This is a genomic window from Desulfobacter hydrogenophilus (assembly GCF_004319545.1).
Lineage (GTDB): Bacteria > Desulfobacterota > Desulfobacteria > Desulfobacterales > Desulfobacteraceae > Desulfobacter > Desulfobacter hydrogenophilus.
Map to the genome: position 1 here is coordinate 2,754,130 of NZ_CP036313.1, position 24,997 is coordinate 2,779,126.

Genomic DNA, 24,997 nt, shown 5'->3' on the forward strand with positions numbered 1-24,997 from the left:
AATAAGGTTAATCGCCAGTTGTCTTGATCCTTGGCACCAAGGCAGGCACAATAGAAATTCCGGGGGCATGATGCCGTTTTACACAAAAAGTTGTATCATGTCCTCGGACTTTCTATTTTTCATAGAGACGGTCAAGAGGGTTCTGCAGCCGATGAATATCTGTGCGCATGACATGGGTGTATATTTCCGTAGTTTTTACATTCGCGTGCCCGAGAAGCTCTTGCAGGACGCGGATGTTTACACCATGCTCAAGCATATGAGTGGCAAAAGAGTGACGAAGGGTGTGGACGGTGGCTCGTTTATCAATACCGGATTTTGTAACCGCGGTTTTTACTGCTTTTTGCAATCCCGATTCAAGAACATGGTGACGGCGCTCAATCTTACTGCGTGGGTCAATAGAGCGGGAGCGAGCTGGAAATACATACTGCCAAACAATTTCTTTGGCCGCGTTTTTATATTTTTTTGCCAGAGCGTTAGGTAAATACACAGAGCCAAAACCGTCATCAAGGTCTTGCTGGTGGATAATTTTCACACGCTCTATATGCTGTCGAAGATCATCTGCGACTATTTTCGGAAGATAGGAGGTACGGTCTTTCCCTCCCTTGCCGTCTCTGACATAAATTTGACCTTGTCCAAAATCCACATCCTGGATGCGCAGCCTGATACACTCCATGAGCCGGATGCCCGACCCGTAAATCAATCTGGCCATCAGCATGTGTGTGCCACTCATGTGATCAAGCACACTTTTCACCTCTTTTTCCGTCAAAACCGTCGGCGGCCGTTTTTTAGATTTTGAACGAACAGGAGCGATTGAGTTATCAAGAGGTTTTAACAAAACATCACGATAGAGAAATACCAGGGCATTGAGAGCCTGTCTCTGGGTAGAGGCGGCTACCTTTTCATGGGTAGCAAGGTGGGAAAGAAAATGCTCAATTTCTTTTTCCCCCATATCCCTTGGATGCACCTTCTTCTCAAAAAAATGGATATAGCGAATAATCCATTGGCAATATGTCTTTTCCGTGGACCTTGCATAATGATAATAGCGAAGCGTTTCGCGGACTTGATCAAGTAATTTGAGGTTTGGATTTGGCGTAAATTTTTTCTTGATTTCCATAATAGATATGATAATACTTATTCTTATGGAAAATGTAAAGGGTCGCGTGATATCCTGGAATTATTTTTCCATATTGAAGATAATGATATAAAATATTATGGAAAATATTTACAGAGATAAGGTAATCTAATGTAAATTTTCCATATATTAAAACTGTTATGCCTTTAATCCGAAATATTGACATTTATAATGGATGCCGTTATAATATGAGTCATGATAAAGTCTTTTAAGAATGCTAAAACGGAGGATATTTTTGATGGAACTGCATCCAAAGCCGCCAGAAAATGTTGTCCGCAATCAATCTGGCCTATCGCAAGACGCAAACTGGACCAAATTAATCGTGTGCAAGAAATAACTGAACTCCAAATACCACCAGGAAACAGGCTTGAGCAGCTAAAAGGCGATAGAGAAAATCAATATAGCATCCGAATAAATCAGCAATACCGTATTTGTTTTATTTGGGAGGAGGGCCAAGCATATGAGATTGAAATCACCGACTACCACTAATAACGTTTCGAGGAAACTCCCCAAAAACAGGCCGCCAACACATCCAGGTGAGATGCTTCTGGAAGAGTTTATCAAACCGCTTAATATCACACAGACGAAACTGGCTCAAAAATTAGGAGTATCATATCCTCGTCTTAACGAAATCATCAAAGGTCGCCGTTCAGTGACACCAGACACTGCGCTCAGATTGTCTTATGTTTTGGGAATGTCTGCAGATTTCTGGCTTGGTTTGCAACAAGACTGGGATCTATGGCACGCTATGAACGGCCCAAAAGCTATTGAGATTCAAAAGCTGCAACCCCTTTCAATAGTACGAGAAAATTTAGCATAACCCAGCGCTGCACGTGGACCGCAAGGGGCGCCCTTTTTCAAAGACTGTAACAACTTTGAAAAATAGTGCTTTCAGCCAATTTTTCTGCAAACCCTTGCGGCCCGTGAGCTTCACCGTTTGCGTAGCTCCGCTGCGCAAATGGCCGAGTCGACTAAAGTCCAACGCCTGGTGTGCTCCGCTGCGCTACGCAAACCAGTCATTGGACCAGTCAAAATTCCCAAATAACCAGACGCTGCGCGCCCGTTATCCGGGAACCTTGACTGGTCAACTCGGCCATTATATTTCTAAGAGGAATACATGCACGAAATTGAAAACACAATAACTCTTGATGAAGAAAGCCCTATATTCAGATTTAAAATTAAGGATGGGGAACTTGAATTAGAGGCAAAAAATGAACTCGATTCTTACATTCTCTCATGTGGAAAATCTTTAGGTGCAGTGACTTCCTCAATGAATAAAGCAAGGCTTTCACTCGCCCTGCTTGACGCAAAATACTTGGATTCCATAATGGATGCCGAGCAATCGAAAAGTATCTACATAGAAATGCTCATTGAAAATAGCATCATCAGAGTCCAATCAATATATGATCGAACTTTGATTTTTACCAATAAGATTCTAAATCTTGGGATTAGTAACGATTCTATCAACCATACTTTGATTGTCACAAACGACCATGTGAAAAGATTTGATCTGGTAAATAAACTTAAGGCAATAAATAAAACTTGTAATGAATATCGGCAGATCAGGAATACCGTAATACATCATGACAGGTATTCTGAAGATCTTCATGATCAATTGACTATGGTTTTAAACGCAGACCACCTTTCAAAAGAAGCAGGCCGAGAAAGCTTTGTGGATTCTGAAGAATTAGGAGAAATAATTCAAAGTTATCTGGAAGATAAAAAACAAGAACTGGAAAAATATTTAGACAGTATTGAACAAAAATTGTTTAACTTTTTTGACAGCGTTTTACCCATCTATCATTACCAGAAAAAACTATTACGACGGCTCAACAAAATATAACCCATCACTTGACGGGACCGCGAGCCACTAAGCCGCCTTTTTCAAGCTCCATGGCGCGGCCCGTCAGTTCAACCGTTATGCTGATATCATATACAATTATATAGGATAGTAGGGTAGAAATTTGAAATTTTTAGAAAACCCATATTTTCTGCAATTTGGTGTGCCATTGATTACAGTGGGCCTTTCTATTTTTATTAAGTACGTAACGAGAAATGATAGACATTCAGGTTTTAAAAAGGAAGATTTGGCAGTTGGATTAGATTTAGCTGTAACCGCCCTTTTAATATTCATTACGGCCAGTACTCAATTAGCAAGAAGTGCTACACAATCAAAGCAAATTGCAGAGCAATTAGCATCTGTACCGTGGATTTTAATGGCTTTCCTTGTTGGCATTTGGGGTATTTCGACGGTTGTAAGAAAATTAGGATGGGAGAGTGATGATAAACTTAAATGGGGATGGGGCATTATTTTCCCAGGTACGTTTGGCTTGTTCACTCTTCTATTCGTTGTAAATTGGATATCATAAAATGAAAAAACCTATAAAAAAAGAGCTACTAAATACCCTACCGGTTATAGTTGGTGGAATCGCTAGCGTTGTTTCCATTTTAGTTTTTTTAATACAATTTAAATCAGTAGAGTACATAAAGTTTTCTACAGGCATATTAGGGGCTATGTTAGGCGCTATAGTCGCATATTCAATAGCAAGAATTAGAACAGCTCTTAATGCCCCAAAAATATTTATTTCATATTCAAATAATGACTTAGACTTCGTGCAAAAATTATTGCGTGAAATCGAACAATTACCCGTTTATGTGCTGTTTGACAAGCACGAGCTTAATGTTGGTGATCCCATAAGTCAAAAAATATCGGAATTAGTTGATGAAAGCGACTATTTTCTTGTTGTAATTTCAAAAAATAGCTCAGAATCTCAATGGATCGAAAAAGAATTAGAAAATGCCATAAACAAAAAGAAAAAGATATTACCTGTTGTTATTGATGAAACTCCTGTTCCAAAGATAATTAGTGACTTGGTATACGCTGATTTTTTAGAATCATTTGATATTGGTGTAAGCCAAATAACTAAAGCATTGAAAACGTCAAAGCATAACAATTTCTTCCAGCGGAGCGCAAAAAACCGCGCCCGCTGAAGAGTACGTTTTTTTTAATAATATCCGCCTTTGATTATTGAACAATGAAGCTGTCATCTGTATATTCAAATAAAAAGGAGATGACATATGGAATGCATATCAGAAAAAATATATGAACAAGCAATCAATCTTCCGGTAGATGAACGGCTTATACTTATAGATAAGTTGCTGATTAGTACCAATTTACCGATTCAAAAAGATATTGATCAGGCATGGTCAGATGAAGTTGAACGTCGCTGCCAAGCACTTGACCGTGGAGAGGCGAAACTCATTCCCGGTGATGAGGTTTTTAAAAAAATCCGGAAACGATTTTCAAAATGAAATTTAGCTTTCATGAAATTGCTGAAAAAGAATTCATTGATGCAATTGAATATTACGAAGAATGCCAAGCGGGTTTAGGCGAAAGGTTTTCTGAAGAAGTTTACGCCACCATTAAACGAATATGTGAGCATCCATATGCCTGGACAGATCTTGATACAAAAACAAGGCGTTGCCTCACCAACAAATTCCCATACGGAATCCTCTATCGGGAGGTTAACAACCATATCAGAATCATGGCAGTCATGCATCTGCATAGAAAACCAGATTACTGGCAGGGTAGATAAAAACAGAACAAAACGCTGCAGCCGACCCGGGGGGCTATCGGCTTTTTGAAAGGTCTTGGTTTTCGAAAAAACTTGGCTTCGACAACCTGCTCGGCTGTATGCCCCGGTCGGCTGAGCTACCCGTTCTATTTTAAACAAGGACCATCATGATTGATTCAATCATCAATAAATTCTTTAAAAAAACAATTTATATTAAATTCAGTGATGAATGGATTTCCGTCAAACATGTGGAAACCGGTAATACAATTGAAGACAAACCCTTGCTGGCTATAAAGCAAAATCAAAAAGGCGAAAATATTGTTTATGCAATTGGTTCAGAAGTCGAACAGTTGCCAAATGATACAACAATTTCTATTCATAATGGATTCTCTCACCCACGAGTATGTATTAATGATTTTGAAATTGCTCAAACGACTCTAATGCACTTTATACGCAAAGCGGTAAACAAAAAATTAATGATCAGACCAATAATTATAATGCACCCTAAAAAGGACCTTCAAGGAGGACTTTCTCAAATTGAAGGTAAGGCCATAAAAGAACTTGCTACGGTCGTCGGGGCTCAAAAGTGCTATGTATGGGTTGGAAGAGAACTTAAGGATGTTGAGATGATATCCTTAAATTTTCCACCTCAAGATGGCCCAATAAATATTGAATAGAACGAACAAGGATAGATCGTGTGAGGAACGAACCACGATCTTATCCAGTGGTTGAACAAGCCCGGCGGGATTGAACCAGGGCGTTTTATCCTGATATATGGAAATATTTTTTTTAGGGGCAGGGTTCGGGAGTGACTTTGAAGGCTGTGTGTCTAACCCGTTCTCAATGTTTTTGGCTGGGCTTTTGTCTTACTGGAATCATTTTAACCAACAGTATTAACTGGACTGCTTTCGCCCGTATCAGCATGGGACAATACAATAAAAATGCTTTGTCTTGGATGTTTCGGCATTCAAAAATCGCCTGGGAGCATCTATTCCATTTCAGTTTGGATATCATTTTTAAAGCATACAAAATCACCAAAGGGGTCATCGACATCGATGACACGGATAAAAAGCCTGAGGGGGAAGGTCCCTCGGGCTACTTGACCAAAACGCTGGAGAGTATCCGGGCTACCTGCGCGGCGTTTTGGAAAGTATGTGGTTCAGGAAACTTTCCCTTTTATTTCAGCTTTTGGGGTTTAAAAGCCCGGCCCCTCAGCTCCCCGTTCTCTTCCTATGGTATAACGGTTGATATTTAACGAGAGCCGTTATATAATATAATTATGATAAAAAATTTTAAATGCAAGCATACACAAGCCCTTTACGAAGGAAAAAGCCCAAAGCAATTCAGACCGTTTCAGGCGCAAGCAGAACGTAAGCTCCAAATACTTGACAGTGCAGCCGAACTTCTGGATTTACGATCTCCACCCGGTAACAGATTTGAAAAATTAGGAGGAGACAGACAAGGGCAGTACAGCATAAGAATTAATATACAATGGCGTGTGTGCTTTGCATGGTCTGATGAACCATACGATGTAGAGATAACAGACTACCATTAGGAGGAGCAAATTATGAATAATATGCGGGCAATTCATCCTGGAGAAATAATCAAAGAAGAGTATTTAGAACCATTAAATATGAGTGCGAACGCTTTGGCTGTTGCTTTACGCGTACCAGCACCTCGGATCAATGATGTGATAAGACAAAAGAGAGGGATTAGCATTGATACGGCTCTCAGGTTGGCTAGATACTTCAACACCACCCCACAATTCTGGATGAACCTACAAATCAGTTATGACCTTAAAATGGCTAAACAGAATATTACAAAAATCGAGAATGAAATTATCCCTCTACAAGCAATTACTGCTTGAAAACAGAGGGATCACTATTCAAAATATAAAGAGAACAAAACGCTGGAGAATGCAACAAGACCCAAGAAAAATGGGTTAGTGACATTGTTTTGCTTCTATTTATGATTAATTTTATGATTAAGCGTCATGAGTTGGGCTGGATTATCAGTATTCGGCTCGACTCCCAACAAAAAATAAAAAGGAGAGACTTTTAAATATGATAAATGTTACCAAGCCTGCCCAGGAACAGGTTAAACTCTATTTTGAGGGCAAAGAAATTACACCCATCAGAATCCTTCTCAATGGAGACGGATGCAGCGGGCCAAGCCTTGCCATGGCTTTGGACGAGAAAAAAGAGACGGATGCCGTGTTTACCTTTGATGGTGTGGAATTCATCATGGATAAGGATTTGATGGAAAAAGCAAGTCCTGTGGATGTTGATTTTGCAGGTACAGGCTTTCGCCTTGAATCCAGCTTGGAACCGCCTGCCGGATGCAAAGGTTGCGGCAGCGGAACATGCCATAGCTAACGAATAAAAAGTTTGAGTTTTTTCAGACCGGGCCGTAATCCGGTTCTTCGGCTATGGCCTCATTCTGTACGGGGTCAGTTGCAGGCGCATCTATGTGTGTTCCCATGGATTGCGCCTGAACCCACTGGTCGTGCAAGACCCGGATTGTGCCGTCGGCAATTTCCTGCCTGGGACATGGCCTTTTTCACACCGGTCATGTCCTGTGCCGGAAAAGAAGGGGTTGTGGCAGCTTACTTAGAGCCTGTTTATAAATTGACGAATCGGCTGCAATCTCATGAAAATGAGAATCCATTCTCCTAAATCTTAAACAGGCTCTTACAATTGTGGTAGGAAGTTGCGAATTAAATCTGATCCGTAAGTTTACGGGCAAACTCAAACGCCTGGTCTTTGACGGAAGCATCCATCTGATCCGGGGTTGAGCATCCACCCACAAACAATTCTGCGGCGTTGATTGATTTGTGGTATTTTTGCATCCTGCCGAATGCGGTGAATGCTTCTGCCGCATTGTTGTCAAATGGTCCGGCGCCTGTCATCAAAAGCCCCTGGCGCTGGCCTTCCACAAGGGATATATGTTCAGGTATTTTGGTATACAGACTGTAAGTGCGGTCGATGACGGATTTGAGCTGGGCATTCACGCCCCAGAAATATAAGGGGGAGGAAAAGACAACAGCCTGGGCCATAATCATTTTTCCCATGATTTCAGGCATATCATCCTTTTGGATACAGCCTGGGGCATCCATTATCTGTTTGCATTTTCCACAGCCCATACATCCTTTAAGATTTTTTGAATGCAGGTAAACGGTTTCCACATCATGGCCAAGACGGATCAGTTCCACATTTACCCATTCCAGCACCTTTGCTGTGTTTCCATTTTTTTGGGCGCCTCCCTGCAACAGCAGTATGTTCATTCTTTTCTCCTTGTTTCCTGATGGTTTTAAGTATTGTTTTCGTATCACACATTAGATCCATAATAGAACTTGTCAATTCGAATATTGAAAAACAGATCACAAAGCATTATCATGATCAGCAATAATGTGTTTTTTTTTACCTTTCCTGTATAGGGAAAGCCGGCAAGGCGTACAAAAGCTTCTAGCATACCTAAATTACGTCACCGTTCATCATTTTTTTTATGCTATACAACAACACAAGGGGCGTCCATGAAAACTGATGTAACACTAAAAATTGCAGGCGCGGCGGGGCAGGGCATTCAAACCATTGGAGATCTGCTCTCCGAAGTGTGTCACCAAAGCGGTTTGTTTACCTTCTCCGTGGATGATTTTGAATCAAGGGTCAGGGGGGGGCACAATTTTAATCTGCTGCGACTCAGCGACAAGGAACTTACCGCCCCCGGTAACAGGCTTGATATCCTTGTCTGCATTAACACGAATGCCTATGAATTGCATAAAGACGAGTTGCGGTCCAGCGGTATTGCCATTATTAACGCAGATGAACCCGGGATAAAAGACAAAACACGATTTGAAATCCCTTTGAAAAAACTGGCAGAAGAAGCCGGCAATAAAATCACAGCCAATAGCGTGGCCGCAGGTGCTGTGCTTGCCATTCTTGGCGCACCCTTAAGTTTGCTGGCGGATGTGTTAAAAAAACAGTTTGCTGCCAAGGGCGAAAAAATCGTGGCGCTTAATGTTGCAGCGGCAAAAAAAGGGTTTGATGCGGCAAAAGGCTTAAGCCAGGATACCGGGTTTAATTGGGAGGTAAAAAAGAGCAATAACGTTGTTCTCAGTGGGGCCACGGCTGCCGGCCTGGGCGCATTGGCCGCTGACTGCCGGTTTTTTCCCTTTTATCCCATGAGTCCAGCCACAGGTGTCATCTCCAGTGTCATTCCTTATTCTAAAAAACTGCCCGTGGTCGTTGAACAGGCCGAAGATGAGATTGCAGCCGTGATGATGGCCATTGGCGCCTCCTTTGCCGGTGTTCGCGCCATGACCGCAACCTCGGGCGGCGGTTTTTGTCTCATGACCGAAGGGTTAGGGCTTGCCGGGATGACGGAAACGCCGCTAGTGATCGTCAATGCCCAACGTCCGGGTCCTGCCACAGGCCTGCCCACCCGGACCGGCCAGGCGGATTTGCTTTTTTCTGTCCATGCCTCCCAGGATGAATTTCCACGGTTTATTTTTGCACCGGGTACACCTGTTGAAACCTATGAGACCATGAAACGGGCTTTTCATCTGGCTGAAAAATATCAGGTGCCTGCCATTGTGCTACTTGATCAGTTCCTGGCCAACTCCAGGGTGACGGAAGTGAACACGCTTTCGGTTGATCCTGACATTGAACGCTTTTATGAACAAAACAACAGCGGCAGTGAGGATGATCCCTATTTGCGGTATGCGCTGGCACAAGACGGCATTTCTCCACAACGCATACCCTGTTCAGGCCCGGGACTGGTCCGGGTTACGGGCAATGAGCATGATCCCGAAGGGCACATCAGTGAAAATGCTGAAAACAAAATGGCCATGACAAAGAAGCGTGCGGCAAAATTGCCTGCCATGATCAAAGAGATGGAAGCCCCTTTCCTGGTGAACCCAACAGCCCCGGTGTTTCTTGTGGGATGGGGATCAACACGGGGAAGTATTCTGGAAGCGGTTGACAGGCTTGGTGCCCAGGGCATAGAGATAGGGGCCGCCGTGTTTAAAGATCTTTGGCCCATGGATCGTAAAATGATAAGGGAGATGCTGGATGGCAAAAAATTGATTATGGTGGAGCAAAATGAGTCCGGTCAGTTGGCTCGCTTGCTTTCCCAGGAAGTGGGCATCGCCTCATTTGACACCATTTTTAAATATGACGGCAGACCTTTTTTTCCGGATTATATTGTTCAAAAGGCAAAGGAGCTTGTGAAATAATGATTACCTCAAAAGACTTCAACTGCAATTTCGAAAACAAATGGTGCCCGGGATGTGGTAATTTTCAGATCCTTGCTGCGATGAAAAATGCCTTTGCCCAACAGCAGATTCCGCCTGAAAAACTTACACTGATTTCCGGTATCGGTCAGGCCGGGAAAACACCGCATTTTCTTCAATGTAACATGTTCCATGGGCTTCACGGCAGGGCACTTCCCCTGGCAACGGGGACAAAGATCGCCAATAACGATCTTACTGTGGTGGTAAACTGCGGGGACGGCGACTGTTATGGGGAAGGCGGCAATCATTTCCTTGCGGCAATCCGGCGAAATATCGATATTACGCTTTTGGTGCATAACAATCAGATTTACGGGCTGACCAAGGGCCAGGCCTCTCCCACATCAAGCCTGGGTATGAAGACAAAACTGCAGAACAACGGTACCCCTTCATCGCAATTTTCTGCCTTGGGTATTGCATTAGCTGCCGGGGCGGGATTTGTGGCACGGGGGCTTTCCGGAGAACCTGGGCATTTGACGGAATTGATCGTCAAGGCCATGGACTACAAAGGCTTTTCTTTGGTGGATATTTTACAGCCATGTGTATCCTTTAATAAAATAAATACCTTGAGCTGGTATGAAGAGCGGGCTTACAAACTCGAGGATACGGATCATGATCCCCAGGATATTGCAAAGGCATTTAAGCTGGCCCAGGAGTGGGAAAAAAGCCTTCCTTTAGGTGTGTTGTATGAAGTTCCCGGCACACCATTCCACGAACGGGTTCCCAATCTTAAGCTAACAGCCCTTGCCTCACATAATTATGACAGCAAGCTGATGACAGACACGCTTTTACAAAACTTATAGTGAAACAGGAGACATCATTTGATATGACTATCTGGCAATGCACCATGTGCTCTACTACGATGGAACAGGAGGAAGCACCCGAACAGTGCAGCTCTTGCGGGGCTGACAACCGCGTTATTCTTGATAAGGAAACGATTCCCGAAACCCTTGAAGCGGTTCGGGACAGGGCAAGAAAAAATCTTAAAGGGTTTTGTGCGGCTTACCCCGCCTGTGACGGCAATTTTGATAAAATTTGCCAGAAAGAGGCTTATGGCAAACCCATTGGGTTCGGCGGTGCGGGTGCAGGTTTCTCCTTTCGCGCGAATGTTATGGCCCTTGAGGCCGTGCGCTTTAAATTACGGGTGGTGGGGGAACATACCGAACCTGATACCTCCTGCACATTTTTAGGCACAAAACTTGATTTCCCTGTTATGGCAGCTTCCACGGCAGGTGCTGAGCGCTACAACAATGCCATCAGTGAAGACGATTTTTGCCGGGCCGTGATCCGGGGTTGTAAAGATGCCGGTACCATCGGCTGGCGGGGAGATACCTTTTTTTATACCCCGGATGATAACCCGGCGCTCAGAGCTATGAAAAAAGAAGGCGTGCCGGCCGTCCCCATCTTCAAGCCCCGATCCCAGAATGTGCTTAAACGGCTTATCCACATGGCCGAAGAACTGGGAGCTCCTGCTGTGGGTGTGGATCTTGACGGATGTGGGTCCACCATTATGGCCCGGCATAATCAGCCGGTATTCCGTAAGAGCGTAAAGGACCTTAAAGAACTTGTCCAGGCCACGTCCCTGCCTTTTATTGCCAAAGGGATTATGACGGTGGAGGATGCCCTAAGCTGTGCTGAAGCCGGCGTCAAGGTGGTCAGTGTCTCAAATCACGGCGGCCGGGTGCTGGATGCAACGCCGGGAGCGGCAGAGGTGCTTCCGGATATTGCCAAACAACTTAAAGGACAGGTCATCATCACGGCTGACGGTGGGGTCAGGACCGGTTATGACGTGCTGAAGATGCTGGCACTGGGTGCGGACTTTGTGCTTCTGGGCAGGGATGTGATCCGGGCGGCTGTGGGGGCAGGCTCCCTGGGTGTTAGAATACACATGGAACATATTCAAAAGATATTGAAAAAAGCCATGTTTATGACCGGGGTCAGTTCCATTGCCGAGATTGATTCATCAATACTGTGCTGAAAAATATATGGGGTTTCAACGCAAAGGCACCCATTTGCGCCTTGCATCTGGGCAACTTTGCGTCCAAACACGGGTTTTCGTTCAGTGCTCAATGGGTTGGATTGTAAGTTCGAAAGCAGAGAGCACAGATACTGTCGATGGGTAGCCGGCTGTGTTATTCATATATTCAGCCAGTGAAATGGGGTTAGGACCGCAGATGAAATAACTTGAACGAAATAGCTTGCCTTTTAGCCCATCTACGTCGTTGCATTAAAGGCCCAATAGGCCTGCTATTCAACCTTTAATGCGCCTTGTAGATGATCCAAAATTTGGCATTATTTTTGCCCAACTTATTTGATTCGCGGTCCTTAGGCTCGCAATCAAAATAAAACCGCCCATAAGACTTGCCTTTTAAGCCGTCTTCCGCGTTGCGTCACTGGACACATATTTCGAATATGCTCCCAGTAACGCGCCTTGAATACGACTTAAAATCCTAAGTCTTATTTGGACGATTTTAATCTGATCCCAAGCCTTACGCCCATGGGAAATCCATCAAATCGTGAAATGATCCACCATCTCTTTGAGCTTTGCGGCAAGCTCGGAAAGTGTCCCTGCGCTTGTGCTGATCTGATGGGTGGTGTCCGAAACATCTTGAATGGATTGATGCAACTCACCCATATCCCGGTTGATATCGGTTGCAGCGGATGATGTTTTTGCTACATTGGCATTTACTTCCTGGAGGGCATGGGCACCCTGGGAGACGTTTTCATCGATTTCGGCGATGGTTCCGGTCTGTTCCTCCACTGCCATGGCAATGGTTGAAACGATGTCGTTCACTTGGTTGATCACATCGGTGATGTCCTGTATCTCGCTGACGGCCGATGAGGTGGAGTCCTGAATCCATACGATACTTTCTTTGATTTTCTGAGTTGCATCCGTTGTCTGTTGTGCCAGTGCCTTGATCTCGGTGGCGACCACGGCAAATCCCTTGCCGGCTTCTCCGGCTCTTGCGGCCTCAATGGTGGCATTGAGCGCCAGGAGATTTGTTTGCTCGGAGATTTCGCCAATGGTCTCCGATACCTTTTCAATGGTATTGGCTGCCTCTCCAAGTTCCCCGACTTTTTTCGATGCAGCCTCAACCCTCTCCACGGCTTGTTCCGAAATTTTGCGGGCTGCCCCCGTATTTTCACAGATCCCCATTATGGTGGTGTTGATCAGTGAGGTGGATGCCGCAATCTGCTGGGTATTGGTGGTCAGTTCCTCCATTGCGGCTGCAACTGCATTCATATCGGAACTCATTTCATCCGTTACGCCTTTGGTTCCCTCAATCCGCTCGGCAGAGTCTTCCGATTTTTTGGAAAGAAGTTCCGCCACCCGGTTCATGTTGGTGGATGCGCTATCGAGTTCCCCGGTCCCCTTGTTGATATCCTTTACAGCCAAATGAAAGAAATTCACAAATTCGTTGAGGCTTTTGGCAAGGGCTCCGATTTCGTCCGGTTCGGCGCCTTGTTTTTCCCACCTGGCAAATCTTTTTGTCAGGTCCCCGTATTTCAAGGCCCGGGCGATCTCACTGGATCTGTCCAGCCGGCTTACAACCCTGCGAATTACGATGATGCTTAAGATCATCAGGACGACTCCCACACCAATGCCCGCGGCTTGAAAAATGATGAGTTGACGGACCCTTGCTTCGGACTGTTTCTGCATCATCCCCACTGCGGTGTTCATCTCCTTGAGCAGGATCATGTTCTGGGTCTCGATAAATGCCAGGTTCTCTTTTCCGTTAATCGGGTCCTTAAGGTACTCGTCCACATGAAGGGAAAAATCGTCCCAGATATTTTTCACCTTCTTGAGACGGGAATAGGCGGGTTCGGTCGCCTTGGGGCATTGCTGATACGCTGTGTTATCGGGATCAAGTCCAAGGGGCGCTCTGCCTGAATCCGCAAGTGCCGTTAATGTCTCATCGAATATTCTCTCTGTTTTTCTGATCGAAACGAGGGTTTTCGAAATGCCAGATTTCTCGTATTGTATATCCGCGTGATATTTATAAATCTCCTTTGTAATCTTCTGGGAAAGCATCCGCTGTCTTCCGGCAAGGTTGATAACAAAACTGTCGTTCTTCTGTTTATTTGTCGTATACATGGTAACGACAAACATCAGAACGATTAACAATGATAAACCGCCGGCCACAAATCCAAGTTGATATCTGATCTCCATGCATTTCCCCTTCTCTGTTACTCAATTGATTTTATGTGCATTTTCACAGGTTTTTTAAGTCTATGACACTGCCACTTTTTTATAGATTTCTTCCATCTTGGAAAATACGTTTTCCCAGGTGTAGGTCCTGGTTAGCCTACTGACTTGGGTAAGGTCCGGTTGCCGGTTTTGACCTGCCTTTGTGATGCTGATTTTCAGGGCATTGGAAAGGGCCTGTTCCAGGGCCGGCAAATCTTTTTGAAACGGTGTGTCCACGGTTTCAAGGGCAGGCAGTTCCAGAAGATCGACCATGCCGGAGCGGGTCTCTTCAAATATTTCCCGGGTTCCGGGCAGCGCGGTGGTCAGTATCCTGCAGCCCGAAGACAACGCTTCCATGAGCACCAGGGGAAGACCTTCAAAAAACGAGGGCAGAACAAAGAGGTGGGACCGGCGCATCAGCCGGGCAAGGTTTTCGTGGGACAGGGAACCGTGAACCTTTACCCGGCCATCCAGCTCTGCAGCCAGCGCCAGGCATTCTTGTTTTTCCTGACCAGTGCCTGCGCCTGCCAGGTGCAGGCAATAATCCGGGCCCGTCATTTTTTTCAACGCAGCAAGAAGCCAGGGAACACCCTTGGCCCGGCTCAGTTTTCCTGCATACACAATTTCCACTGGGCCCTTTTCAGGCTTTGGCTCACAATAGAATAACTTTTTTTCAAAGCCTGCGCCTACCACATGCAGTTTTTCCGGATCTATTCTGTGAATGTCCATAATCTGCTGTCTCTGGTGTCGGCTCAGGCATAAAACGGCGTCTATATCTGCCATGGCATTTTCAAGACCCAGGTCCATCCCGGGGCACAGAAAATATTGGCGAAGGCATGTGCCGTGGCAGGAGGCTACCATGGGCAGGTCCTGAAAGATTTGTCTGGCTGTTTTCGAAACAATCCAAAGATGGTGGGTATGGATCAGATCCGGTCGAAATTTTTCCCGTACCCTTTGAAAAGCCTGGCTGAATGCGGTTTCATACCGGCAAATCTGATTTTTGTTCATTGAAGAAAAAACCATACTGGGGTAGGGCATGACATCGCTCATGCCCGGAAGCCTGAAATCAAGGCGCCCATGGTTAAATCGGACAAATTGGGTCTGATCCGGGGGTAACAAAGACGGATCTAATTTAAAATCATCCTGAATGCCCGCCACAAGAAAGTTTTCATGCCCCCTGGCACAAGATTGCCTGATAATGGCTTGGACGGTCTTCCCTGAGCCTGTGAAATCAGGCAGTTGGCTTAAAATATGAAGAATTCTCATGAAAAAAATTTAACACGGGATGTACTAAAAAGCCATAACCCATGTCATGCCCCCTGGATATAAAGGGATTAGAAAATCGTTTTATCAGGGATCGGATCGGGTTTGCCATGGTAAAATCCTTGTTGATAAGCGATCCCAAGGGCTTTTGCCTTGGCGCAAAGCGCCTCACTGGAGATGAACTCTGCAATGGGTTTCATCTTAAGCTTGTTTGCATACGAAACAATGGAGTTAACCACATCAACGGCCCGTTCATCTTTGGTGATCAGTTTGATGATGCTGCCGTCAATTTTGATATAGTCTGCTTTGATCTTCAGCAGATAATCAAAATTTGAGTATCCTGTGCCAAAATCGTCAATCGCAATTTTTGCGCCGGCCTTTTTAAACCTGTAAATGATATCTGTTATACCGGCGTAGGAAGACAGACTTTCCGACTCCACAAGTTCAAGTATCATGCGTGACATGATGTTTTTATCAAGTGCATAGTCATAAATAAAAGCCATGGTCTCGCTATTCAGGAGATCCTCCGTCGAAATATTGATACTGAACCTACTGTCATCGTGGACAAATGTGTCTATGGTCTTTTTTACCATGATTTTGGTCAGCGTCGGATAAAATCGGGTCTGCTTGCTGATATCAAGGAACTGTGCCGGAGAGATGATACCGCCATCCGTGTTCTCGATACGCATCAGGCTTTCGTACTTTGGTGTCCCCGCACCTATGATCGGCTGGAAAAACGGCACGACCCGGTCTTCATCAATGGCACTGCTGAGCATTTTTACAACCCGAATATTCTGTTCATATATTTTGCTGTTATCCACTTTTAAAGGATCATAGGCATAATGATCGATATTGTTTGCTTTTGCAAACTGTAACGCCGCATCTGCATGGGCCATAATATTATCCGAGCCATGCGCGTACCCTGTGATGGCACTGATCATCAACTCCTTGTCCCCGATGATGAAGGTCTCTTTAATAATATCCTTAATTGCTGTTTCAACATCGATGATAAAAAGATTCTTATCACTTCGGGTGGAAAATACGGCAAATACATCAGAGTGCAGCCTGTAGATAAAATAGCGGTACAAATATATATGATTAGAAAGCCTTGAAGCAAATAGTTTAAGCAGTTCGTCTCCGCTTTTCATTCCGTATGTTTCATTTATTTTATGAAAGTCGTCTATATCAATGATCGCAAGATCTGCAGATTTGGCTTTTTTTATCTCCATGAGCAGACTGTTTCTGTTGTTCAACTGGGTTAACGTGTCATAATTGAGGTATTTCTGAAGCTGGGATTTATTTTCAAACACTTCGGTGACATCATGGCTGATTGAAATATATTTAATCACTTCGCCATCTTTATCTTTAAACGGCACGATGGTTGATTTTTGAAAAAAATACCCACCGTCTTTTCTGAGATTTTTAAAGATCCCGCGCCAGGTTTTTCCCTTTGTAATGGTCGCCCATAGTTCCTGGTATGTTGAGGCAGGGTTGTCTGGATGGCTGAGTTGGTTGTGGGTCGCATGCAGTAATTCTTCTTTATTAAATCCTGTGACCTCACACATTTCGTCATTCACGTGAATAATATTTCCGTTCAGATCAGTAATACTGACGATTGCGCTTTTGTCTATCACTGTTTGGTACTGTATCAGCTCATTGAGGAATTTTATCTGCTCAGACTCAATTTTTCGGATTCTTTTGTAAACAAAAAGAGACACCACCAGCGTAAAGACAAAAAGAGAGATGATAATCAGGCTGTTTTTTATTATCTCCTGTTTGAGAAGTGAACTGCTTATTCCCTCTACGGTTCCCACAAGTTCATAAAAATTTTCAAAATAAAATCCAGATCCGACAATCCAGTCCCAGTCCGGAATATATACCAGATACGATATTTTTTCAGCCGCCGTGGCCAGTCCGGGAATTTCCCAGTAATAGGTACTGAATCCACTGCCTTTGGAAGTTGCGATGTCAACAAACTCCTTGATGACCAGTTTGTTGTTTGCGCCACGAAATGTTTTCAGATCCGTATGATAGATATTTGGATCAATGTGAAAAATTGTTTTATAATCTGTTGAAAATATCCAGAAGTAGCCATAATTTTGATAGCCGAACCTGTCTCCGGCAATAGATTCCAGGATTTCCTGTTTACCCTGTTCATTTAGACTGTCCATGTAGTATCCAGTGCCGATAATAATATCAAATGCCCTGTTGTATACGGCATACCCGAGCTTTTTGTAACCTTTGTCCCCCTTGCCCGGTTTATAGAACATATACTCTCTCATAACAGATCCGCTGGTTTTTACCTCTTCAAGAAATTTTATGAAATCAGGGAACTTTTTTTCCAGGGAAGAAATATTTTTGTCAACCAGTTCCGGCTTGGCTCCGTGGTGTCTGACAGTACCGTCCCCGGATATAATATAAAAATAGCCCGACTTGTTGGCCCAGCTAAAAGATGTGATTAAATTGTTTATATGCGTTTTATACTGGTCCTCTTTATGGGTCATATATACATTTTGAATAAAATCTTCCGCCGAATGCACCTGGTCTTTAAGATTCTCCCCGGCAGCCTTGATTATGGCGTTTTTTGTGGCGGATATTCGTTTGGTCAGCCGTTCAACTTCGTTTTTGATAAGTTCTTTTTGTTGATCAATATAAAAAGTTCGAAGCCCTTCCTTATTTTTTTGGCTGAATTTTGTGAAGGTGCTCTGCATATTCCACAGAATGATACCGGAAAACACGGATGCGATTGTAAGAGCTGTAAGCAGCGATATGTTGGAAATGTTCGTTTTCATCATGGCAGCCCTTCCATTTATCTGGATATTAACCGTATTTTTATTTTCAGGACAGGCTTAACTAAAAAAAAGTTTTTTGAAGCTATGACAAGTCTTTTGAACCGTCCGGATGCTTAGCCCTTGGTTCGGCCAGGGGATATAATAGAATTCTGCCTTTGGCCACCGAAAGGTTGATTCTGATATCGGGATTGTATTTCTGGAGCAGCCAGAAGGGAATATCTAACTTTTTACGGCAGATCTCCCAGCTCGTATCTTCCGGCGCAACCGTATATGTCTGGGTGCCGGCAATGAAATAGGCGGCGAAAAAATCTTCAATGATCTCCTGTTGAAATTCAAACCTTTTTTCTTCAAAATCTGCGGCGCCGGAGGCCGGCAACGGAATTGTAACTTCATGGCCCGCACTGACACATTGCGTTGATGACATCTTATTTAATTTGCGGATTTCACCTGCATCAATACCCAGCCAGTTGGCATAGTTGGTTATCGTCTCTTCGGGTGTGGCATGGAAAATCGCGTATTTACGGCCTTTTTCGTCGTGGACTGTTTTGAGTTCAAGATCCGACGTGACAACCTCCAGGTTCTGGGGAAGCCTTGGCAGTTTGCTTTGATTCGGAGGAAGTGGGATCTGATTCGGCTGTTTTTCAGAATACGGCTTTGTTTTTAACTGGGTCAAGGCGTCCGGTTTTGGAACCACAGCCGTCCGTTGTGGCTGGCTTTTTTCTTTGAACGGAATTTTCAGGGTCTGGTCAACATGTATAATTGCCTTTTTCCCAAGACTGTTCAGTGAGATCAGGTCTTTAAGGGGCACCTTGTAGGCATCGGCAATGCCGCCGGCGGTATCCCCCCTGACCACCCGGTGAAAGGGGGTGGCTCTCTGGGCCGTGCGGTATAAGGGGCTAAGCGTTTTGTCCAGCAGGTCCGAAGATATGTGCTTGGGCAGATACAGGATTTGCCCTGGCGGGATATATTTTCTGCCGTCAAAGACCGGCTTCCTTAACGCCGGGTTCATAACCTGTAACGTCTCCAAATCTACCGGCAATGTGCGGACAAGATCCCTTGCGGCTAAAAAATTTTTAACTTTGTACCGGGTCTGCTGCCCCGGTTTATCCAGGGTAATATTGCCGTAATATTTAACATAATTTTTCGCTACCTGGCGGGCCGCGATAAATTCCGGATAAAAATTGCGTGAGGCAAATTTAAAGGAGCGGCTGCTGTACTCGGTGTATATGCTGGGATAGGTTTTGTGCTTATTCTTTGCCCGGGACATGCCGTAAAGTCCGTGGTTGTATGCTGTAATGGCCATGGGCCAGTTTTGAAGCTTTTCATAATTTCGTTTCAGAAGCCGGGCCGCCCCATGGGTAGAGACAATGGGGTCTCGACGTTGGTCCACCACATAGTTGATGTCCATGAACAGCTTGCCCGTATAACTGGTGAACTGCCATAAGCCCGCAGCACCGTATTTTGAGTAGATTTGGACATCATAGGCCGATTCCAGGCATGGCAGGTAGACCAGATCTTCGGGCAGGTCATAGGACCTGAATATCATTTTAAACTCATCGATCAGGGCGCCTGAACGGATTACTCCTTCCATGAAATGCTCTTTTAATCCGGTTTGCACCCGAAGCCTGTTGGCGGCCAGCTTGAAGGCCACCGGTTCGGTTTTGTTTGGGAACAGGGCTACCACTTTTTTTTCCAGGGGTGTTTCAGGGATCTTGCCCTTGGAAAGGGCAAGCAATATGGCTCTATATTTTTCAATCGCCTTTTTTTTGATTGCTTTGTTTGCCAGGGCAGCTTCTTGGCTCTTGGCTGGATTGAGTTTGAGCTCTTCATAAATTCTGGACAAGTTGCCCATATCGTGGACCAGGGCCTGGCCCCGGGTGTATTTGGTAAATATGTTGGTCCAGAATGTCACATTGGGTTTGATCAGGTCATACACCGGGAAAAATTCCGATTTTTCAGGGAGGGCTGTGGGCTGTGCTGCTCTGCAGACCGGGCCGGCAGTGGCGTAAACACAGATTATAATGAGGGTGAATATAGATAAACTGACCAATTGTCCTGGGAAACGGGCCATGTTAACTCCAAAAGAAAAATTTTAGGTTGAAGAATTTATTTTAGAAATAATGTTACCATATCAGGGCCTGATTTTAAATGACTTTGATCATGGGCCTAAAGCCTGTTTACCGGTATATTGGCCAGCTTCTCCTCCCAGTAATCATCTATCAGTTCTTTGTATTTATCCTGGGGATAGATTTTACCGCAGGCGTCGCAGCATATGATAACAAGGGGACAGGCGCGTCTGACAACAAGTTTTCCCCGGCATGATGGGCAGTATTGGATGGCTTTTTTCATTTTTGTTCCTTTGTTTTTGTTCGAGCGAGCCTCTTTTCTTTTCCCTCCGGATAACATAAAACAGGCAGACTTGAAATCTTTTCAGCCTATATTTTAAAGGAGGCTCCTGTCATGTCAAATAAAAGCGAGCGGTATAACCGAAATTACCCCATTTCCTGGGAACAGCTGCACCGGGATGCCAAGGTCCTGTCCTGGCGTCTGCATGATCTTAACCGCACATGGAAGGGCATTGTGGCAGTTACCCGGGGCGGACTTGTACCGGCAGCCATCATTGCCCGGGAACTGGATATTCATCTCATCGACACCATCTGCATTACCAGCTATGACTGGCAGAATCAAGATAAATCCACCATCCTGAAATCCATGGACGGTGACGGTGACGGGCTTTTGATTATTGATGATCTTGTGGATACCGGAGGTACGGCCAAAATTGTAAGACAGATGCTGCCCAATGCCTATTTTGCAACCGTTTATGCCAAACCTGCCGGAAAACCCCTGGTGGACGTTCATGTCACGGAAGTCAGTCAGGATACCTGGATTCTTTTTCCCTGGGATTCAGAGTCTCGGTTTGTGGCCCCCATTGCCGGGCAATGAGATTGGATAGGCTTTCACTCCAACGTCGTATAGGGGTTTTAAATGACTTGCCCATTTTGCTATCTCCGGGAGCGCGGGCGTCTCGCCCGCAGTAAAGATGCAGGCGAGACGCCTACGCTCCCAGGTTACGTTTTTTTATATGAAAGTCTGGGTAAGTTACTCAGATCTTTCAACCTTTGTTGTGGGCTGTGCCTGGATATTGATAAACCAGGTCGGCCCATGGCCGTTATATGAAAGTTCCAATAAGTGACTGAATTACTTTCATGGTTTGTTGTGGGTACGCTGATGAACGTTCAAGGTGGCCCATGGTCGTTATTCCGGGCTCATTCCATAATATGTTCATCATGTGCAAAAACTATTTACAATTCAAATGGATATTCAAAATTTCTATTATCATAATCAATTGGATAAAAATTGTCATGAATGACAGAAAAATGTTGAATAAATAATCAATTTTGTTTTGTGTGGAACCTGTTATGAATAATGAAATATATAGGAGGTAGCCGGACCATGGCTAAAAATTTTTTTTCCACCCGCGTCGGCATCATTGTTGTGGGCGCTGTGATTGGAATTCTTGCCGCTGTTTTACAGAAACTTGGGAATCCGGGAAATATGGGAATCTGCGTTGCCTGTTTTGAACGGGATATCGCAGGGGCCATCGGGTTGCACAGGGCTGGTGTTGTTCAGTATATCCGCCCTGAAATTATCGGATTTGTGCTGGGTTCCCTGGTTGCTGCCTACAGCTTCAAGGAGTTTAAGCCAAGGTGCGGATCAGCACCCATCGTTCGTTTTGTCCTGGGTGTTTTTGCCATGATCGGTGCCCTTGTTTTTCTGGGTTGTCCCTGGCGGGCCGTGCTTCGCTTGGCAGGCGGCGACCTGAATGCCATTCTGGGACTTCTGGGTTTAGGCTTTGGGGTCTGGATCGGGGTCATGTTCCTTAAAAACGGGTATAACCTGGGCCGCTCCCAGTCCACCCATACAGGTGCCGGATGGATGCTTCCCCTGGTGATGCTCGGTCTTTTGATTCTCATGTTCATTTATCCCCAGGTGCCGGGGGAAGGAAAAAGCGGTGTGCTGTTTTACAGCCTCAAAGGGCCCGGGGCCATGCATGCGTCCCTGATGACCTCCCTTGTGGTGGGACTGGGTATTGGTTTTTTGGCCCAGCGCAGCCGGTTCTGCACTATGGGTGCCCTTCGTGATTTAATTTTGTTTGGTCAGACCCATCTGCTTTCAGGCTTTTTGTCCCTTTTGATCTGCGCCTGTGTGGCCAATGTTGTTCTCGGCCAGTTTCACGTCGGATTCATAGGCCAGCCCGTGGCCCATACCCTTCATGTCTGGAATTTTCTGGGCATGGCTCTGGCCGGACTGGCCTTTGCCCTGGCAGGCGGGTGCCCCGGACGCCAGCTTTTCCTGGCCGGTGAAGGGGATACCGATGCTTCGGTCTTTGTGCTGGGCATGATCGCCGGTGCAGCCTTTGCCCATAATTTTGGGCTGGCAAGCTCTCCCAAAGGCGTTGGACCCCATGGTATCGTCGCTGTTATCGTCGGTTTCGCCGTTTGCCTGTTCATCGGATTCGCCATGAAAAAAAGAATTGCCATTTAATAATTGTCGATTTGTAATTCAATAGTATGGGAATTTTCTAACAGCTAACAGCTAACAGCTAACAGCTAACAGCTAACAGCTAACAGCTAACAGCTAACAGCTAACAGCTATATATAAGGGAAATACAATGAGTAAAATAGTCGATGCAAGAGGTCTTTCCTGCCCCCAGCCGGTACTGATGACCCTGGATGCCATAAAATCCGGAAGCGATAGTGAGCTTGAAGTTATAGTGGACAACATGGCCTCCAGGGAGAATGTGGTCCGGGCCGCAGAGAGCAAAGGCTGGAACGTTTCTGATATCAAGGACAACGCCGGCGACACCCAGATTTTTATCCGGAAAGGATAATCGTTGTGTTTAAACGCGTATTCCACCTGTTTAACCGGACACAAAAGGATCTATCCAGGAAGGTAAAGGAAGATCTGGGCATTCTGGTGTTTGAAAACACATCCGAAGTGATCCAGGCGGAAAATTTTTTAAAATCCCGGGGGTGGGAGATCAAGGTGATGGGACCTCCCCCCGGGATTCAAAGTGGCTGCGATCTGGTGATCCAGTTTCCCCTCATTGAAAAACTGATGCTGACCAGACAGCTTGAAGAGGCAGGGCTTCCGCCCCTGGAAGTGGTGCCGGTGACCCATCCCCTGCTCAACCCCGTGGACCTTTTTCATACCAAGGATTTTGGCGACTACCTTATGGTCCGGGCCGCCAACATGAAAATTACCATTGAAAAGAAAACAAAATGCATCGTTAATATTTCAGGCGGCGGGTGCCCGGATGTCCCCTACCTTGCGTGTGAAATGGTGGGCAGACACCTGAATGAGGCCCCAAGACCCGGCAAAATAGGGCATACACTTTGCGGGTATGCCCTGGAGCTGGCCCATCAGGAGATGATCCGCCAATGCTCCTGATCGTCGGTACAGTGCCGGATGAGACCTTCCCTTTGACCATTGGGCCACCGGCCCTGGAAGGCGCCGATATGATCATCAACGGCATTCGTGTGCCTGTGAACCGGGGGACCCCGGCCCTGGTCGGTGCAGTACTGGCCGCCTGTCAAGTGCTTGGGCAGATACCGGTTACAACCGCTTTAGTCGGTGACATCGGCACCGGAAAGGGCAGCCGAAAACTTTATGAACACCTGTCCCGGGAGTTGTCGGGTATAGCGCCAACCACCCTGGCGTTTCACTATCTTCAGCCCGACGTAGACTGGCACAACAAAATTCTTTTCGCCGCAGAAGAGATGAAAAAAAGGCCTGTTCTTATCGCGGATGCCGGTTTCATGTACGCCGCCAAGATGAGCGGCCAGGCCCCAAACTATGACCTTTTTACCCCGGATGTGGGGGAACTGTCCTTTCTGGCTGACGAAACTGCTCCCCATCCTTTTTACACCAGAGGCTTTATTCTGCACCAGGACAACCAGGTGCCGGATCTTATTGCCCGGGCCTATGAATACAAAAACGGGGCCCGTCATCTTCTGGTCAAGGGCAGTGTGGATTATGTGGTGGCTGACGGTGAAATTACAGGCCGAATCAGCAATCCTGCGGCCGAAGCCATGGAGGCCATGGGCGGCACCGGAGACACCCTGACCGGGCTTGCCTGCGCTTTGATCGAATCCGGTAAAAGCATCCCGGAAGCCTGCCGCATTGCAGCCCGTGTCAATCGAATGGCCGGGGTCTATGCCAACCCGACACCCGCCTCACAGGTGATGGACATTATTCTGCAGATCCCCAAAGCTTTGGCCCGGGTTCTGGAAGATCCAAACACGGATGTTCGTTTAGATACTAAGGAATGAGTCCGAAAGAACTTAACCTGGGAGCGCGGGCGTCTCGCCGGCATATTTACAATACTTGCGGGCGGGACGCCCGCGCTTCCGGATATAGCAAAATGGGCAAATTATTTAAGGCTCGGGATTAGAATAAAGAGAGTGAAAAAAATGACGGATAAATCAGAAAATAGCTCTTCGACCGGCGCAATTGAGCCCGGCATGACAGTGCTGGATATTGTTTCAACATACAGTGCCACCCAGGAAGTCTTTAAACGCTGGGATGACAAGGCAGGGGAGTGCATCTGCTGCAATGCGCTTTTTGAGCCCCTTGAAACGGTTTCCGAAAAATACAACCTGGATCTGTCTGCCCTGGTTCAAGAGTTAAAAAAGGCAGCCGACAATTGCAGGAATAGAATTAATCCATGAAATCTAAAACAGATTAAATACCAAGACC

At 45.6% G+C, this 24,997-nt stretch carries 27 protein-coding genes; 20 read left to right on the plus strand and 7 right to left on the minus strand.

Annotation, left to right across the window (positions count from 1 at the left end):
- Positions 1-112: 112 nt before the first annotated feature.
- A complete protein-coding gene (locus tag EYB58_RS12230; protein WP_111958178.1) occupies positions 113-1,114 on the minus strand; it encodes an integron integrase in 1,002 nt (333 codons plus the stop codon).
- A 213-nt stretch (positions 1,115-1,327) separates the two neighbouring features.
- On the opposite strand from EYB58_RS12230, the gene EYB58_RS12235 reads away from it, so the two are divergent.
- From EYB58_RS12235 to EYB58_RS12290, 11 genes are all read left to right on the plus strand, one after another.
- Complete coding sequence (locus EYB58_RS12235; RefSeq protein ID WP_111958176.1) at positions 1,328-1,621, plus strand: type II toxin-antitoxin system RelE/ParE family toxin; 294 nt, start codon at positions 1,328-1,330, stop codon at positions 1,619-1,621.
- Positions 1,593-1,952, plus strand: a complete 360-nt coding sequence (locus tag EYB58_RS12240; protein ID WP_111958174.1) for a HigA family addiction module antitoxin — start codon at positions 1,593-1,595, stop codon at positions 1,950-1,952. The genes EYB58_RS12235 and EYB58_RS12240 overlap by 29 nt, the downstream gene beginning before the upstream one ends.
- Before the next feature lie 297 nt (positions 1,953-2,249).
- Positions 2,250-2,975, plus strand: coding sequence for a Cthe_2314 family HEPN domain-containing protein (locus tag EYB58_RS12245; protein ID WP_111958172.1), 726 nt, complete (start codon positions 2,250-2,252; stop codon positions 2,973-2,975).
- Positions 2,976-3,096: 121 nt separating this feature from the next.
- Complete coding sequence (locus tag EYB58_RS12250; RefSeq protein WP_111958170.1) at positions 3,097-3,501, plus strand: hypothetical protein; 405 nt, start codon at positions 3,097-3,099, stop codon at positions 3,499-3,501.
- 1 nt (position 3,502) lies between these two features.
- The gene (locus tag EYB58_RS12255; RefSeq protein WP_111958168.1) at positions 3,503-4,123 is read left to right on the plus strand and encodes a toll/interleukin-1 receptor domain-containing protein; all 621 of its coding nucleotides are present in this window, start codon (positions 3,503-3,505) and stop codon (positions 4,121-4,123) included.
- 87 nt (positions 4,124-4,210) lie between these two features.
- Positions 4,211-4,444, plus strand: coding sequence for an addiction module protein (locus tag EYB58_RS12260; protein ID WP_111958166.1), 234 nt, complete (start codon positions 4,211-4,213; stop codon positions 4,442-4,444).
- Positions 4,441-4,728 carry a type II toxin-antitoxin system RelE/ParE family toxin gene (locus EYB58_RS12265; RefSeq protein WP_111958164.1) on the plus strand — a complete coding sequence of 96 codons (288 nt, stop codon included), beginning with the start codon at positions 4,441-4,443 and terminating at the stop codon, positions 4,726-4,728. The genes EYB58_RS12260 and EYB58_RS12265 overlap by 4 nt, the downstream gene beginning before the upstream one ends.
- A 146-nt stretch (positions 4,729-4,874) precedes the next feature.
- Positions 4,875-5,384, plus strand: coding sequence for a rod shape-determining protein (locus EYB58_RS12270; protein ID WP_111958162.1), 510 nt, complete (start codon positions 4,875-4,877; stop codon positions 5,382-5,384).
- A 602-nt stretch (positions 5,385-5,986) separates the two neighbouring features.
- Entirely contained in the window at positions 5,987-6,262 is a 276-nt protein-coding gene (locus EYB58_RS12280; RefSeq protein ID WP_111958160.1) for a type II toxin-antitoxin system RelE/ParE family toxin, read from the plus strand.
- Between the two features lie 12 nt (positions 6,263-6,274).
- Entirely contained in the window at positions 6,275-6,574 is a 300-nt protein-coding gene (locus EYB58_RS12285; protein ID WP_111958158.1) for a HigA family addiction module antitoxin, read from the plus strand.
- Positions 6,575-6,770: 196 nt separating this feature from the next.
- Positions 6,771-7,082 (plus strand): IscA/HesB family protein, encoded by a 312-nt coding sequence (locus tag EYB58_RS12290; protein ID WP_111958156.1) that lies wholly within the window; start codon positions 6,771-6,773, stop codon positions 7,080-7,082.
- A 341-nt stretch (positions 7,083-7,423) separates the two neighbouring features.
- Here EYB58_RS12290 and EYB58_RS12295 read toward each other — a convergent pair whose 3' ends face one another.
- A complete protein-coding gene (locus EYB58_RS12295) occupies positions 7,424-7,990 on the minus strand; it encodes a flavodoxin family protein (protein WP_111958154.1) in 567 nt (188 codons plus the stop codon).
- 249 nt (positions 7,991-8,239) lie between these two features.
- Between EYB58_RS12295 and EYB58_RS12300 the strand changes: the two genes are divergently transcribed.
- Genes EYB58_RS12300 through EYB58_RS12310 form a run of 3 tightly spaced genes read left to right on the plus strand, consistent with a single transcriptional unit; the run spans position 8,240 to position 11,972 of the window.
- Entirely contained in the window at positions 8,240-9,940 is a 1,701-nt protein-coding gene (locus tag EYB58_RS12300; RefSeq protein ID WP_111958152.1) for a 2-oxoacid:acceptor oxidoreductase subunit alpha, read from the plus strand.
- Positions 9,940-10,797, plus strand: a complete 858-nt coding sequence (locus EYB58_RS12305; protein WP_111958150.1) for a thiamine pyrophosphate-dependent enzyme — start codon at positions 9,940-9,942, stop codon at positions 10,795-10,797. The genes EYB58_RS12300 and EYB58_RS12305 overlap by 1 nt, the downstream gene beginning before the upstream one ends.
- Positions 10,798-10,820: 23 nt before the next feature.
- Positions 10,821-11,972, plus strand: a complete 1,152-nt coding sequence (locus tag EYB58_RS12310; RefSeq protein WP_111958148.1) for an alpha-hydroxy-acid oxidizing protein — start codon at positions 10,821-10,823, stop codon at positions 11,970-11,972.
- Positions 11,973-12,503: 531 nt separating this feature from the next.
- Here the strand turns inward: EYB58_RS12310 and EYB58_RS12315 are convergent.
- The 5 genes from EYB58_RS12315 to EYB58_RS12335 form a co-directional block, all read right to left on the minus strand.
- Positions 12,504-14,165 carry a methyl-accepting chemotaxis protein gene (locus EYB58_RS12315; RefSeq protein ID WP_111958146.1) on the minus strand — a complete coding sequence of 554 codons (1,662 nt, stop codon included), beginning with the start codon at positions 14,163-14,165 and terminating at the stop codon, positions 12,504-12,506.
- A 60-nt stretch (positions 14,166-14,225) separates the two neighbouring features.
- Positions 14,226-15,449 (minus strand): glycosyltransferase family 4 protein, encoded by a 1,224-nt coding sequence (locus EYB58_RS12320; protein ID WP_111958144.1) that lies wholly within the window; start codon positions 15,447-15,449, stop codon positions 14,226-14,228.
- 68 nt (positions 15,450-15,517) lie between these two features.
- A complete protein-coding gene (locus tag EYB58_RS12325) occupies positions 15,518-18,241 on the minus strand; it encodes a cache domain-containing protein (RefSeq protein ID WP_111958142.1) in 2,724 nt (907 codons plus the stop codon).
- A gap of 79 nt (positions 18,242-18,320) precedes the next feature.
- Entirely contained in the window at positions 18,321-20,309 is a 1,989-nt protein-coding gene (locus tag EYB58_RS12330; RefSeq protein WP_242637342.1) for a lytic transglycosylase domain-containing protein, read from the minus strand.
- Between the two features lie 95 nt (positions 20,310-20,404).
- Positions 20,405-20,587 carry a dual CXXC motif small (seleno)protein gene (locus EYB58_RS12335; protein ID WP_111958140.1) on the minus strand — a complete coding sequence of 61 codons (183 nt, stop codon included), beginning with the start codon at positions 20,585-20,587 and terminating at the stop codon, positions 20,405-20,407.
- 111 nt (positions 20,588-20,698) lie between these two features.
- On the opposite strand from EYB58_RS12335, the gene gpt reads away from it, so the two are divergent.
- From gpt to EYB58_RS12365, 6 genes are all read left to right on the plus strand, one after another.
- Positions 20,699-21,181: a xanthine phosphoribosyltransferase gene (gene gpt / locus EYB58_RS12340; RefSeq protein ID WP_111958138.1), complete on the plus strand. Its 483-nt coding sequence runs from the start codon at positions 20,699-20,701 to the stop codon at positions 21,179-21,181.
- A gap of 510 nt (positions 21,182-21,691) precedes the next feature.
- Positions 21,692-22,783, plus strand: coding sequence for a YedE family putative selenium transporter (yedE, locus tag EYB58_RS12345; RefSeq protein WP_111958136.1), 1,092 nt, complete (start codon positions 21,692-21,694; stop codon positions 22,781-22,783).
- A 127-nt stretch (positions 22,784-22,910) separates the two neighbouring features.
- The gene (locus EYB58_RS12350) at positions 22,911-23,129 is read left to right on the plus strand and encodes a sulfurtransferase TusA family protein (protein WP_111958134.1); all 219 of its coding nucleotides are present in this window, start codon (positions 22,911-22,913) and stop codon (positions 23,127-23,129) included.
- A 5-nt stretch (positions 23,130-23,134) separates the two neighbouring features.
- Positions 23,135-23,689 (plus strand): putative Se/S carrier protein, encoded by a 555-nt coding sequence (locus EYB58_RS12355; protein ID WP_111958132.1) that lies wholly within the window; start codon positions 23,135-23,137, stop codon positions 23,687-23,689.
- Positions 23,680-24,570 (plus strand): NAD(P)H-hydrate dehydratase, encoded by an 891-nt coding sequence (locus EYB58_RS12360; protein WP_111958130.1) that lies wholly within the window; start codon positions 23,680-23,682, stop codon positions 24,568-24,570. The genes EYB58_RS12355 and EYB58_RS12360 overlap by 10 nt, the downstream gene beginning before the upstream one ends.
- A 141-nt stretch (positions 24,571-24,711) precedes the next feature.
- The gene (locus tag EYB58_RS12365) at positions 24,712-24,969 is read left to right on the plus strand and encodes a hypothetical protein (RefSeq protein ID WP_111958128.1); all 258 of its coding nucleotides are present in this window, start codon (positions 24,712-24,714) and stop codon (positions 24,967-24,969) included.
- Positions 24,970-24,997: the final 28 nt, after the last annotated feature.